The organism is Rhizobium sp. A22-96, assembly GCF_053521805.1.
In genome coordinates this window covers 487,001-499,632 of record NZ_JBNWDQ010000003.1, presented here as the reverse complement: position 1 = coordinate 499,632, position 12,632 = coordinate 487,001, and the positions used below count along the sequence as shown (strand labels likewise).

The 12,632-nt window shown below is 59.5% G+C and carries 12 protein-coding genes; 8 read left to right on the top strand and 4 right to left on the bottom strand.

Features of this window, described 5'->3' with window-relative positions; all coding sequences use genetic code 11:
* The 6 genes from hemB (at position 1) to ACQZ6F_RS15165 (ending at position 4,173) form a co-directional block, all read left to right on the top strand.
* The gene (gene hemB / locus ACQZ6F_RS15190) at positions 1-1,014 is read left to right on the top strand and encodes a porphobilinogen synthase (RefSeq protein WP_449093481.1); all 1,014 of its coding nucleotides are present in this window, start codon (positions 1-3) and stop codon (positions 1,012-1,014) included.
* Between the two features lie 177 nt (positions 1,015-1,191).
* On the top strand, positions 1,192-1,650 hold the full coding sequence (locus ACQZ6F_RS15185) for an RDD family protein (protein WP_077470059.1): 459 nt from the start codon (positions 1,192-1,194) through the stop codon (positions 1,648-1,650).
* 184 nt (positions 1,651-1,834) lie between these two features.
* Entirely contained in the window at positions 1,835-2,614 is a 780-nt protein-coding gene (locus tag ACQZ6F_RS15180) for an arginyltransferase (protein WP_068385753.1), read from the top strand.
* Entirely contained in the window at positions 2,615-3,496 is an 882-nt protein-coding gene (locus ACQZ6F_RS15175; protein ID WP_449093482.1) for a DMT family transporter, read from the top strand.
* A gap of 66 nt (positions 3,497-3,562) precedes the next feature.
* Positions 3,563-3,784: an AbrB/MazE/SpoVT family DNA-binding domain-containing protein gene (locus tag ACQZ6F_RS15170; RefSeq protein ID WP_034487322.1), complete on the top strand. Its 222-nt coding sequence runs from the start codon at positions 3,563-3,565 to the stop codon at positions 3,782-3,784.
* Positions 3,781-4,173: a type II toxin-antitoxin system death-on-curing family toxin gene (locus ACQZ6F_RS15165; protein ID WP_449093483.1), complete on the top strand. Its 393-nt coding sequence runs from the start codon at positions 3,781-3,783 to the stop codon at positions 4,171-4,173. Before ACQZ6F_RS15170 ends, ACQZ6F_RS15165 begins: the two co-directional genes overlap by 4 nt.
* Before the next feature lie 106 nt (positions 4,174-4,279).
* Here the strand turns inward: ACQZ6F_RS15165 and parC are convergent, their stop codons facing one another.
* On the bottom strand, positions 4,280-6,538 hold the full coding sequence (gene parC / locus ACQZ6F_RS15160; RefSeq protein ID WP_449093484.1) for a DNA topoisomerase IV subunit A: 2,259 nt from the start codon (positions 6,536-6,538) through the stop codon (positions 4,280-4,282).
* A 234-nt stretch (positions 6,539-6,772) separates the two neighbouring features.
* Between parC and ACQZ6F_RS15155 the strand changes: the two genes are divergently transcribed.
* The gene (locus ACQZ6F_RS15155) at positions 6,773-7,960 is read left to right on the top strand and encodes a hypothetical protein (protein WP_449093485.1); all 1,188 of its coding nucleotides are present in this window, start codon (positions 6,773-6,775) and stop codon (positions 7,958-7,960) included.
* Between the two features lie 62 nt (positions 7,961-8,022).
* On the opposite strand, the gene ACQZ6F_RS15150 is transcribed toward ACQZ6F_RS15155, so the two are convergent.
* Complete coding sequence (locus ACQZ6F_RS15150; protein ID WP_449093486.1) at positions 8,023-8,685, bottom strand: TetR/AcrR family transcriptional regulator; 663 nt, start codon at positions 8,683-8,685, stop codon at positions 8,023-8,025.
* Between the two features lie 66 nt (positions 8,686-8,751).
* Between ACQZ6F_RS15150 and ACQZ6F_RS15145 the strand changes: the two genes are divergently transcribed.
* Positions 8,752-9,921, top strand: a complete 1,170-nt coding sequence (locus ACQZ6F_RS15145; protein ID WP_449093487.1) for a serine hydrolase domain-containing protein — start codon at positions 8,752-8,754, stop codon at positions 9,919-9,921.
* Between the two features lie 78 nt (positions 9,922-9,999).
* Here the strand turns inward: ACQZ6F_RS15145 and aspS are convergent, their stop codons facing one another.
* Both aspS and ACQZ6F_RS15135 read right to left on the bottom strand, forming a co-directional pair.
* Positions 10,000-11,790 carry an aspartate--tRNA ligase gene (gene aspS, locus ACQZ6F_RS15140; protein WP_077470053.1) on the bottom strand — a complete coding sequence of 597 codons (1,791 nt, stop codon included), beginning with the start codon at positions 11,788-11,790 and terminating at the stop codon, positions 10,000-10,002.
* 394 nt (positions 11,791-12,184) lie between these two features.
* Positions 12,185-12,541, bottom strand: coding sequence for an endonuclease domain-containing protein (locus ACQZ6F_RS15135; protein WP_449093488.1), 357 nt, complete (start codon positions 12,539-12,541; stop codon positions 12,185-12,187).
* Positions 12,542-12,632 lie beyond the last annotated feature (91 nt).

Sequence of the window (12,632 nt, the reverse complement as noted above, 5' to 3'; positions counted from 1 at the left end):
ATGGAGAACAAGACGCATCTCGTGGACGAGATCACCGGGCATCGTCGCATGCGGCGCAATCGCAAGGCCGATTGGACCCGCCGCCTGGTGCAGGAAAACCGATTGACCGTCGACGATCTGATCTGGCCGATCTTCGTCATCCCCGGCACCGGCATCGTGGAACCGATCCCCGCCATGCCCGGCGTCAACCGCATGACGGTGGATAAAGCCGTGGAAGCAGCTAAGGAAGCGGCTGATCTCGGCATTCCCGCGCTCGCCACATTCCCGAACATCGAAATGGAACTGCGCGACGAGACCGGCTCAAACAGCCTCGAGAAGAACAACCTCATCAATCTGACAACAGCCGCGATCAAGAAAGCCGTGCCGAACATCGGCATCATTACCGATGTCGCCCTCGACCCGTTCACCAGCCATGGGCACGACGGCATCCTGCGTGGCAACGAGATCGTCAATGACGAAACGGTCGAGCAGGTCGCCCGCGCGGCCGTCTATCAGGCCAACGCCGGTGCCGACATCATCGCACCTTCGGAAATGATGGACGGGCGCATCGGCGCCATCCGTCAGGCGCTGGACGCCGCCGGCCACCAGAATGTCGGCATCATGAGCTATGCAACCAAGTTCAGCTCGGCCTTCTACGGCCCTTACCGCGAGGCGATTTCCACCGGCGGGCTGCTGAAGGGTGACAAGAAGACCTATTATATCGACCCGGCAAACGGCACCGAAGCCGTGCGCGATGCGGCCCTCGACGTAGAGGAAGGCGCCGACATGCTGATGGTCAAGCCGGGCCTGCCCTATCTCGACATCTGTTGGCGGCTGAAGGAGGCTTTCGGCCTTCCGACCTTCGCCTATCAGGTCTCAGGCGAATACGCGATGATCAAGGCCGCCGCCGCCAATGGCTGGATCGACGGCGAAAGGGTGATGCTGGAAACCCTGCTCGCCTTCAAGCGCGCCGGCTGCGACGGCATCCTCACCTATTTCGCGATGGATGTGGCAAGGCACCTGGCAAGAAAGTAGCTCCAAGCCAGGCTTATTGTATTTGCCGGACCTGACACCATATGTTCGGCAAATGTTTCCCTTGCTGCGGCTTTCGCGCCGATCGGTCGTATAAAAGTCGCAGAAGGATCTTTCAACTGGCGCATAAGCCTTCTTCATATCGGAACGATTGAAGGGCACGCGAAGGAGCAAAAAACGATGAGCCTGAACCCCAGCCCGCTTTATGCAGCACCGGAAGACTGGCGCGCCTATAGTGGTGTGCTGAGCCGGCGCATCTTCGCCTTCATCGTCGACTATATCATCGTCGCCCTGCTTTGCATTCCTGCGGCCGTCGTGCTGTTCTTCCTGTCGATCCTGACACTCGGGCTTGGCTTCTTCCTCTATCCTGTGCTCTTCATCCTCGTTGCCGGCCTCTATTTCGGCTGGACGCTTGGCGGCCCCTATCAGGCGTCGCTCGGCATGCGCGCCATGGGCATTACGATGGTGCGGGTCGACGGTCGGCGGATGGATTTCCTGACCGCGATCGTCCATCTGGCACTATTCTGGATCCTGAACTCGGTGCTGACGCCGCTGATCCTGCTCGCAGGCCTCTTCACCGATCGCAGCCGCCTTGTGCACGACCTGTTGCTCGGTACGGTAATCGCCCGCACGGCCTAGGACGAGACGCTATCCACAACTCCATATGCGGTTTACGGCTAAGCCTTTGGGCGCATAGGGCGGTCTTTTCGCATGCAGTCTTTTAGGAAACTGTGATCTTTAGCAAAGGACATGGTTGACGTTTTCCAAACTTGGGCCATGCTTGTAAAAAACCAATGCCGAAAGAAAGGGCATTCAACGGCAGATGAACACGCAGTCGACGCCATCTCCGCAGTTTTATCTGACGGCACCGGCTACCTGCCCGTACTTGCCGCACGAGATGGAGCGCAAGGTTTTCACGCATCTCGTCGGTCCGCGCGCCGCGGAGATGAATGATATCCTGACGCAGGGCGGCTTTCGACGCTCGCAGAACATCGCCTATCGACCGGCCTGCGAATCTTGTCGCGCCTGCATATCGGTGCGTATTCTTGCCCAGGAATTCGAGCCCAGCCGCTCGATGAGACGCGTGCTGGCAACCAATAGCGATATCATCGCCACCGAATTTCCGGCACAGCCCTCGAGCGAACAATATTCCCTCTTCCGCCGTTACCTGGACTATCGCCACCAACAGGGCGGGATGTCCGACATGACCGTGCTCGACTATGCGATCATGGTCGAAGACACGCATGTCAACACACGCATCATTGAGTATCGCCGTCGTGAGGAAGGCTCCGGGCTGGAACAGCGCCCGAAAGGCGAACTGCTGGCGGCGGCCCTAACCGATGTGATGAGCGATGGGCTGTCGATGGTTTATTCCTACTTCAATCCCGATTTCGACGAGCGATCGCTCGGTACGTTCATGATCCTCGATCACATCAAGCGGACGAAGGCGCTGGGACTTCCGCACGTCTATCTCGGCTATTGGGTCAGGGGATCGCGCAAGATGGACTACAAGACGCGTTTTCAGCCGCAGGAACATCTGACCCCGCGTGGCTGGGAGCGCTTCGACCCAGCCGCGGACGGCGACAAAGACAGCGCCCGCTGAATGTTCGCCAATCTCTCAGACCACAGGAAGGGCCTGCTGCTGACCACACTCGGCGGCCTGGCCCTGTCGATGGATATTCCGCTGATCCGGCTCTCCAGCGGCGAAGTCTGGTCGGTGCTGTCGGTACGCAGTCTTGCAACGGTGGTCGTGGCGCTGGCCGCCCTCTTCATCATCCGTCGCGTCACCGGTTCGCTGCGCGGCGTGCTGCCCGGCTGGCTTGGGCTTCCGGTGGGGTTCTTCTATGGGCTGACGACGATCAGCTTTCTTCTTGCCGTCTATTATACGACGGCAGCCAATGTGGTTTTCATCATCGCGCTCAACCCGATGTTCACGGCGCTGCTTTCCTGGATATTCCTCAAGGAACGTCCCGCCGTTTCGACCTTCATCACCATGGCCGTCATGATCATCGGCGTTGGCCTGATCGTCGGGGACGGCATGGAGGGCGGCCATCTTCTCGGCGATGCACTTTCCGTGGTTGCGTCGTTTTCGATTGCCTGCGCCATCACTATCAGCCGCGCCTCGCGACAGGATATGGGTTTCGCCTCGTTGCTGGCGGCGGTCATGCCAGCCATTGTCGGACTTTATCACGTTATCCCCTCAGGCTTTTCGATCGAGCATCCCGGCTGGATCCTCTTCGACGGGGCTGTACTCATGCCCCTCTCCTTCTGGTGCCTCGCCACAGGCACACGCTTCCTCTCGGCGCCTGAGGTGGCGATGTTCTATCTCCTCGAAACGATCCTGGCGCCGATCTGGGTCTGGATGATCTTTGCCGAAGCGCCAACCGACATGACCCTTGCTGGCGGCGCCATATTGATCGTGGCGCTGGGAGCCCATTCGCTGTGGCAGGCGCGGATGAAGACACGAGCGGCGATGGCCGGATAAGGTCAATGCGTTGATATTATCGCCGCCCGATGTTATAACTTGGTTATTACATTGGAGAGTTGAGATATGAACGTCGTCATCCGCAAAATCGGCAATTCCGAGGGCGTGATTATTCCGAAGGAAGTTCTCCAGAGGCTCGGCCTGAAAAATGGCGATGCGCTGGAGATCCGCGAAGTGAACGGCAACATCGAGTTGGTTCCGGAGCGCGCTGACCTTGCCGAACAACTGCGGGCCGCAAGACTTGGCATGCAGAAATATCGCGCCGCCCTGCGTGAACTCGCAAAATGAACGACTACAAATGGCTCTCCCGCAAAGCGGTTGAAATCATGCATGAAGAGCAACTCGCTGAGCATGGCGGATTGCCGGGACTAAAAGACGAGAATGCGCTGGAAGCAGCCATGGCGCGCCCGTTGAACAAGGCAGCATATGGCGAGAATGATTTATTCGCTCTGGCCGCCGCTTACCTCTACGGCATCGTTCGGAATCACCCATTTTCCGATGGAAACAAACGAGCAGGCTATCTGGCAGCGTTCACGTTTCTCTACATCAACGGCAATCTGATCGACGCTGATGACGCAACGGTTGTCGCCTTCGTACAGGGTGTCGCCGCCGGAGAAATTGACGAAACGGGCGCTACGCAGTTTTTCAAAGACTTCTGCATTCCACTCGCCGGGTAGCGACGACCCCATCTGCGGCGCCACCCGGCCCTTAGCTTTGGCTCAGGGCGTTCGTCGCTGCAATCGACCCACCGGGTCGATTGCTCGGGCTACGCCCAACCGCTCGTCACCCCGAAAACCTGCCGCTTCTCGGGAAGCCCTTCGGCACGGCGCGGCCGGCGCTGGCGCGGTCGCCCAGCCATTCGGCCAGATCATCCTTGGTCTTGGTGAAGGTGCGGCCAGCGCTGTCTTCCCATGTCAGGCCATCGGCAATCGCGAAGCATCTGATATCGGCGACGCCGCCATCCTTGTAGCGCTGGAGGCGCACGCCCTTGCCGCGCGACATTTCCGGCACCTGCGACAGCGAGAAGATCACCATCTTGCGGTTCTCGCCGACCACGGCAGCATGATCGCCCGAGATCGGCACCAGCAGCTTCGTCTCGTCCGGATAGGAGACATTCATGATCTGCTTGCCCTTGCGGGTATTGGCAACCAGCTCCGCCTCGGCCACGATGAAGCCGTTGCCGGCCGTCGAGGCGATCAGTTGCTTGCGCTGGGGATCATGGACAAAGGCCGTCAGCACATCCTGATCATTCTCCATATCGACCATGATGCGCAGCGGTTCGCCATGACCACGCCCGCCGGGCAGTTTGTCGCCGCCGAGCGTATAGGCCTTGCCGCCTGTCGTGATGATGAGGATCTTGTCGGTCGTCTGGGCCGGGAAGGCCACCTTCAGCGCGTCGCCTTCCTTGAAGGTCAGCGTCGCCGTATCGGAAATGTGGCCCTTCAGGGCACGGATCCATCCCTTTTCGGAGACGACGACCGTGATTGGCTCTTTCTCGATCATCGCCTGCTGGATCGCTGCGTCATCGGCCTCGGGCGCTTCGGCAAACTGCGTGCGGCGGCGGCCGATCTCGGTGGCCTTGGCGAATTTCTTCTTCACCTCGCCGATTTCCCAGGCAACCGTCTGCCACTGCTTCTCTTCCGAGGCGAGCAACGATTCTATGTCGGCCTTTTCCTTGCTGAGGCCGTCGAATTCCTTGCGGATTTCGAATTCCTCCAGCTTGCGCAAGGAGCGCAGCCGCATGTTCAGGATCGCTTCGACCTGGTTGTCGGTGAGGCCGAACCGCTCCATCATCACGGGCTTCGGCTCATCCTCCTCACGGATAATGGCGATGATCTCATCGATATTGAGATAGGCGATCAGGAAGCCGCCAAGGATCTCAAGCCGCTTTTCGATGGCGGCAAGCCGGAAGCGCGAACGGCGCAACAGAACTTCGCGGCGATGATCCAGCCACTCCTTCAGCACTTCATTCAGCGCCATGACCTTGGGAATGCGGCCCATGGACAGGACGTTCATGTTGAGTGGGAAGCGGCTCTCAAGCTCGGTGAGCTTGAACATCGATTCCATCAGGATCGTCGCATCGACGCTGCGGCTCTTCGGCACGAGAACGACGCGGATATCCTCGGCGGATTCATCGCGGATGTCTTCGAGCAGCGGCAGCTTGCGCGCGATAAGCAGTTCGGCGATCTTCTCGATCAGCCTCGACTTCTGCACCTGGAAGGGGATTTCGGTGACGACGATCTGGTAGCCGCCGCGGCCGAGATCCTCGATCTCCCATTTGGAGCGGACGCGGAAACCGCCGCGGCCGGTCTTGTAGCTTTCGATGATGCTGCGGCGATCATCGATGATGATGCCGCCGGTCGGAAAATCCGGACCGGGAATATAGAGCTCCACCAGCTTCTCGACCGTGGCATCGCGATCCTTGATCAGATGCAGCGCGGCGTCGCAGAGCTCATGGGCATTGTGCGAGGGAATGGAAGTCGCCATGCCCACCGCGATGCCCGAGGAACCATTGGCAAGCAGGTTCGGGAAGGCACCCGGCAGAACGATGGGCTCGGAATTCGACTCGTCGTAGGTGTCGCGAAAATCCACGGCATCCTGATCGATGCCTTCGAGCAGCAGTTCGGACACCGCCGTCATCTTGGATTCGGTGTAGCGCATCGCGGCCGGGCTATCGCCGTCGATATTGCCGAAATTGCCCTGGCCGTTGACCAGCGTGTAGCGCTGCGAGAAATCCTGCGCGAGGCGCGCCAGCGCATCGTAGATCGATTGGTCGCCATGCGGGTGATAGTTACCCATCACCTCACCGACGATCTTCGCGCATTTGCGGAAGGCCGCATTGGGACGTAGCCCCATCTCGCTCATCGCATAGACGATGCGCCGATGCACCGGCTTCAGACCGTCGCGAACGTCGGGAAGCGCGCGTTGCGTAATCGTCGACAAGGCATAGGCCAGGTAGCGCTCTTCGAGTGCTGCCTTCAGATCGACTGGAAGGATGTTGTCGTCGCCATCACCAGACGGCGGAGTCAGATTTTGTCCCATGGCCCTTGACTATAGAAGATCGCGATTCCCGGCAAGAAATCAGCGGAAAGCACTTGTGGATGAAGGCCTTTCAACCATCTTTCCATACGGAGATAGACACATTTTTGCTGCACCTGCTCGCAATTGTCTTTGTCGTTGGATTTTTAGAGAAAGATCAATATAAATCCCGGCAGTACACGCTGAATATGTACACCCCCCGCCTAGATACCACCGTCTTAACGAGGAAACGCCATCATGACTTTCTACCGGACCACGCGGCTGATGCTGAGCAGCGCCGCCATCCTGTCTTTCGCCAGCTCAGCCTTCGCGCTTGATGGCAATGACCTGCTGAAGAAGATCAACGACGTATACGGCCAGCAGGGCGGCTCGATCGCCGCCGAAGGTGTCGATGTGGACGGCACGACGGTGACGCTGAAGGGCGCGACCCTCAAGGCCGCCGGGTTGGACAACAGCATTCCGCTCGGCGACATCACCCTTGATGGCGTTGAAGAAAGCAATGGCGGCTACACGATCGATGAAATCGATTTTGCGGATGTCGATTTTGACAAGGATGGCGCGGCCATTTCCGCCACCGACCTGAAGCTGACCGGTGTCGAGATCCCGGCCGACGCCACCAAGGGCGACCTGACCTCGCTTCTCTACTACAAGAGCGCCCATGCAGGCGCCGTGTCCGTCAGCAAGGACGGCGACGAAGTGTTCTCGATCGAGGGCGCCGATGCCAACATGAAGAAGCGCGACGACAAGTCGGGCCTCGATTTCGACGCCAAGATCAACGGCGTCAAGGGCGATCTCAGCAAGGTTGACGACCCGAAGGCCAAGGAAGCCATCGAGGCGCTGAAGCTGCAGCAGGTCGATGGCACGATCGCCATGAAGGGCAGCTGGGAAATCGGCCCCGGCACGATCGACATCAGCGAATATTCCTTCGATTTCCGGGATATCGGCAAGCTGAACCTGGCCTTCAGCATTTCCGGCTACACGCCTGCCTTCGCAAAGTCGATGCAGGATGCGCTCAAGACCGTACGCTCCAACCCGAACCAGCAGGAAGCACAGCAGTCTGCCGGCCTCGCCATGCTCGGCCTTCTGCAGCAGCTGACGTTCAACAGCGCCAAGATTCGTTTCGACGATGCGTCGATCACGGCTCGCGCGCTTGATTTCGCCGGGAAGCAGCAGGGCGTCACGGGCAAGCAGCTCGCCGACACGCTGAAGGCGATGACGCCGATCATGATGGCGCAGCTCAACGTTCCGGAACTGCAGAACGCCGTATCGGCTGCCGTCAGCTCCTATCTCGACAATCCGAAGAGCCTGACGATCTCCGCCGCTCCGGGCAAGCCGGTTCCGGTGCCGATGATCATCGGGGCTGCCATGGGCGCTCCGAACTCGATCCCGCAGGTCATCGGCCTCAAGGTTTCGTCGAACGACTGATCGGTCATTCACCGAACGATATGGAAACCCGGCGATTTCGGTCGCCGGGTTTTTCTTTGCCGTCAAAGGCCTGCTGTCGTGGCGAGCTGATACTTCCGAAGCTCGCTCAAGCCATGGGCTATCAAGGCGAGCAGCTCATCCGTCGTCGCACCGTCCCTCGCCTGCACGGACATGCCTTGCACGATCGCGCCGAGAAAGCGCGCCAGAGAGCGGGCATTGGCGTCCGGCCGCATGTCACCCTCCGCAATACCGCGCTCGATCCGGGCGGTGAAGATATCCAGCGTCTGCAGGCGCATGGATGCGACATGATGGGCAATCGGCTCGTTCTCCTCAGCGCAATTCAGCACTGCCGTCGAAATCATGCAGCCCTTCGGATGTTCAGGTGCGGTGAAAATCCTGGCCGAATTCGTCAGGAAGCGTTCGAAGGCTGTCACCGTATCCACCTTCTCCTGAAAGGGATTACCGGGTTCAGGCCGCGGCATGCGGCGATATTGCTCGAGCGTCTCGCGATAGAGATCAGCTTTCGAATTGAAGGCGGCATAGAGGCTCTGGGGCGTAATTCCCATTGCCGCGGTCAGATCGGCGATGGAAGAGCCGTCATAACCATGCTTCCAGAATGTATCCCGTGCGGCGGCAAGAACGGTCTCGCGATCGAAGGCGGGCGGGCGGCCGCGTTTGCGCGGCGCAGAATTTTCGGCCGCCTCATTATTTTTCACAATGGTCACTCTAGAAATAATCTCCAATCTGGTTTATTCAGGAATGGTCATTGTGATTATAGAAGGTTTTGCGCCATGAGTCTTCCCCTCGAAAATTCCGCACGCCCAAGCGACGGCAGCCTTGCTGAAGGCGTGAATGCCGCTGTCGATTCCGCCCTGGCGGACAAGAGGTTGGTCGGCACCGTCGTTCTGGTCGCCCGGGACGGAGAGCTTGTCTATCGGCGCGCCGCCGGTCTGGCTGATCGCGAGAACAAGGTGGCGGTGCGAGAGGATACCATCTTCCGCCTTGCCTCCATCACCAAGCCGATTGTCGCCATCACCGCCATGCGGCTCGTCGAACAAGGCCGCATCGTGCTCGACGATCCGATCACCAAATGGCTGCCCGATTTCCGGCCGCGACTGCCCGACGGCGGCGAAGCCACTATCCTTATCCGGCATCTCCTCACGCACACCTCCGGGCTTGGCTACACCTTCGCCGAGGAACAGGACGGCCCCTATCATCGTGCCGGTGTGTCCGATGGCCTCGACACGCCCGGTCTTGCGATCGCAGAAAATCTCAGGCGCCTTTCCAGTGTCCCGCTTCTATTCGCACCCGGCGAAAACTGGCGCTATTCGCTGGCGATGGATGTGCTCGGCGGCGTCATCGAAAAGGAGACCGGCCGCGCGCTCGGCGATGTAGTCGCAGAGCTTGTCATGAAGCCTCTCGGCCTTTCCGATACGGCATTCTCGGTTCGGGATCGCAGCCGCCTCTCGGCCAATTACGTAAATGGTGATCCCCAGCCGCAGCGAATGGAAGACGGCACGCTTGTTCCGATACTCGACGGTGTGATCCGCTTTGCACCGGACAGGATCTTCGATCCCGGCTCCTATCATTCCGGCGGCGCAGGCATGGCCGGAACGGCACATGATATCCTCACAATTCTGGAGGCCATACAGAGGGGTGGCGCACCGCTCTTGGCGGCAGATACCGTGAAGACGATGATGACCGATCAGGCTGATGGACATATGCAGGCTCTGCAGACCGGCGTCGGTTTCGGCTATGGCTGGTCTGTCATCACCGACCCCCTCGCCGCTCAAGTGCCCTTCTCGGCGGGCACGATCAAATGGGGTGGCGTATACGGTCACAGCTGGTTCGCGGACCCTCGGAAAAAGCTGACTGTGGTGGCGCTGACCAACACGGCGCTCGAAGGCATGTGGGGGCAATTCACGATTGATCTCGCCAAAGCGGTCTATGCCGCGATTTAACCTGTGCCCAATATCCAAAACAAAAACCCGGCGATTTCGGTCGCCGGGTTTTGTATTTCTGAACGGGCCTGAAGGATCTTAGTCCTTTTTCACCGGCGGTACCGGGCGGATGGCCAGTTCGCGCAGCTGCGTCGGCGTTGCGGCCGAGGGAGCGCCCATCAGCAGATCCTGCGCCTGCTGGTTCATCGGGAACAGCGAGATCTCACGCAGGTTCTTGGCGCCAACCAGCAGCATGACGATACGGTCGATACCGAAGGCAGCGCCGCCGTGCGGAGGCGCACCATACTGGAAGGCGCGGTAGAGGCCGCCGAAGCGCTCCTCGACATCAGCCTGGCTGAGGCCGACCTTTTCGAAGGCAGCGACCATGGTTTCCGGCGACTGGTTACGGATCGAGCCCGAGGCGATTTCAAAGCCGTTGCAGACGGCGTCGTACTGGAACGCCTTGATGGTGAGGGGATCCTGGTTCTGCAGCGCCTCAAGGCCACCCTGCGGCATCGAGAACGGGTTGTGGGCGAAATCGACCTTCTTTTCTTCCTCGCTCCATTCGAAGAACGGGAAGTCGACGATCCAGCACAGCTCGAAGCGATCGCGATCGACCAGGTTCAACTCTTCGCCGGCCCGGGTGCGGGCTTCACCGGCAAACTTGTAGAACTTGGCGGGATCGCCGGCGACGAAGAAGCAGGCGTCGCCGTCATCGAGGCCGAGCTGGGTGCGGATCGCATCAGTGCGCTCTTCGCCGATGTTCTTGGCGAGCGGGCCAGCGCCCTCGAGCTTTTCGCCTTCCTTGCGCCAGAAGATGTAGCCGAGGCCCGGCTGGCCCTGGCTCTGCGCCCAGGCGTTCATGCGGTCGCAGAACGCGCGCGAACCACCGGTCTTGGCCGGGATGGCCCAGACTTCGACCTTCGGGTTGGAGGCGATCATATTGGCGAAGACCTTGAAGCCGGAGCCGGCAAAATGCTCGGTGACGGCTTCCATGACGATCGGGTTACGCAGGTCCGGCTTGTCGGAGCCATACTTGCGGATCGCAACGTCATAGGGGATACGCGGCCATTCCTTGGTGACGGGCTTGCCATCGGCAAACTCCTCGAACACCTGGGTCATCAGCGGTGCCATGGTGTTCCAGACGTCTTCCTGGGTGACGAAGCTCATTTCGAGGTCGAGCTGGTAGAATTCGCCCGGCAGACGGTCGGCGCGCGGGTCTTCATCACGGAAGCACGGCGCGATCTGGAAGTAGCGGTCGAAACCGGCGACCATCAGCAGCTGCTTGTACTGCTGCGGCGCCTGCGGCAGCGCGTAGAAGGTGCCGGGATGGATGCGGGATGGTACGAGGAAGTCGCGCGCGCCTTCCGGCGATGAGGCCGTCAGGATCGGGGTCGTGTATTCGGTAAAGCCGACTTCGCCCATGTGACGGCGCATGGAGGAGATGACCTGCGTGCGCTTGACGATGTTCTTGTGCAGTGTGTCGCGGCGCAGATCGAGGAAGCGATACTTGAGGCGCACGTCTTCCGGATAGTCCGGCTCGCCGAAGATCGGCAGCGGCAATTCCTTGGCGGCGGAGAGCACTTCGATCTCCTGAGCGTAAAGCTCGATTTCGCCGGTCGGCATGTTCTTGTTGACGGTATCTTCCGTGCGGGCCTTCACCAGGCCGTCGATGCGGATGACCCACTCGCCACGGACAGTTTCGGCGAGCTTGAACGCCGGAGAATCAGGGTCGGCGACGACCTGAGTAATGCCATAGTGGTCGCGAAGGTCGATGAACAGCACGCCGCCATGATCTCGGACGCGATGAACCCAGCCGGAAATACGGACGGTCGAACCGACGTCGGACTTGCGCAGGGCGGCGCATGTGTGGCTGCGATAGCGATGCATAGTATATATCCTGGACTTGGCGGGCCGCGGCGAAAGGGCATGCAAGCCCTCGCCTGCCGACGAGAAAATCGGGCGGAAAAGCGCATGGCACGCCCGATTTGTCAAGGCTTGAGCGATGGCCTTCTCTCGCCCTTGGCGGGCGAGAAAGCAATTTCTTGCATTTAGCCGCAAGGCTAAGTGTTAGAAATTGCAAGAGAGGGGGAAGGCAGGGACGCATCCAATCCCAGAGTTTCTGGAACAAGAACGTGACCCCCGCTCTTGCAATTTCAATGGCTTAGAAATTGCGCCATGCCTTGGTGTGCCTTGAAGGTCCTGTTTCGCAATTCCTAAACCAGTGAAATTGCTTTCTCGCCCGCCAGGGGCGAGATAGGTCGGAGTTTGCCTCGCTCTCCAGCTATTCTCCGGTGTTTTTAAGCTCCGCCAGGATTGTCAGGCAGATTCCATCGAGATTCGTTACGACCTCATGGTTCCACACTCGCAGGATGCGAAAGCCCTGATTTGAAAAATAAACATCCCTCTTCCGATCCCTCACGCTTTCGGCGTGCTGCGCGCCATCGACCTCAATGATCAACCGCGCTTCGAAACATACAAAATCAACAATATAGCCATCGATCGGCACCTGTCGCCTGAACTTGAAGCCTTCGAGTTGGCTTCGACGCAAAGCTTGCCAAAGCATATTTTCCGCCTTGGTCGCGTCGCTGCGCATTGCCTTTGCGAATTGCCGCAACCGATCCGGAACGTCGCGAGACATTGGTTCTCCCATTTCGACTATCGCCACCCAGAGAGCATATGGATTAGCCTGTAGCTAGGCCAAACGAAGATCATTCACCGCCTCTATCGAC

What these genes read in the sequence shown, in the direction of transcription:
- parC (WP_449093484.1), bottom strand. Translation starts at nt 6,538, where the DNA reads ATGGGACAAAATCTGACTCCGCCGTCTGGTGATGGCGACGACAACATC.
- ACQZ6F_RS15185 (WP_077470059.1), top strand. Translation starts at nt 1,192, where the DNA reads ATGAGCCTGAACCCCAGCCCGCTTTATGCAGCACCGGAAGACTGGCGC.
- ACQZ6F_RS15175 (WP_449093482.1), top strand. Translation starts at nt 2,615, where the DNA reads ATGTTCGCCAATCTCTCAGACCACAGGAAGGGCCTGCTGCTGACCACA.
- ACQZ6F_RS15135 (WP_449093488.1), bottom strand. Translation starts at nt 12,541, where the DNA reads ATGTCTCGCGACGTTCCGGATCGGTTGCGGCAATTCGCAAAGGCAATG.
- ACQZ6F_RS15170 (WP_034487322.1), top strand. Translation starts at nt 3,563, where the DNA reads ATGAACGTCGTCATCCGCAAAATCGGCAATTCCGAGGGCGTGATTATT.
- ACQZ6F_RS15165 (WP_449093483.1), top strand. Translation starts at nt 3,781, where the DNA reads ATGAACGACTACAAATGGCTCTCCCGCAAAGCGGTTGAAATCATGCAT.
- ACQZ6F_RS15180 (WP_068385753.1), top strand. Translation starts at nt 1,835, where the DNA reads ATGAACACGCAGTCGACGCCATCTCCGCAGTTTTATCTGACGGCACCG.
- ACQZ6F_RS15155 (WP_449093485.1), top strand. Translation starts at nt 6,773, where the DNA reads ATGACTTTCTACCGGACCACGCGGCTGATGCTGAGCAGCGCCGCCATC.
- hemB (WP_449093481.1), top strand. Translation starts at nt 1, where the DNA reads ATGGAGAACAAGACGCATCTCGTGGACGAGATCACCGGGCATCGTCGC.
- ACQZ6F_RS15145 (WP_449093487.1), top strand. Translation starts at nt 8,752, where the DNA reads ATGAGTCTTCCCCTCGAAAATTCCGCACGCCCAAGCGACGGCAGCCTT.
- aspS (WP_077470053.1), bottom strand. Translation starts at nt 11,790, where the DNA reads ATGCATCGCTATCGCAGCCACACATGCGCCGCCCTGCGCAAGTCCGAC.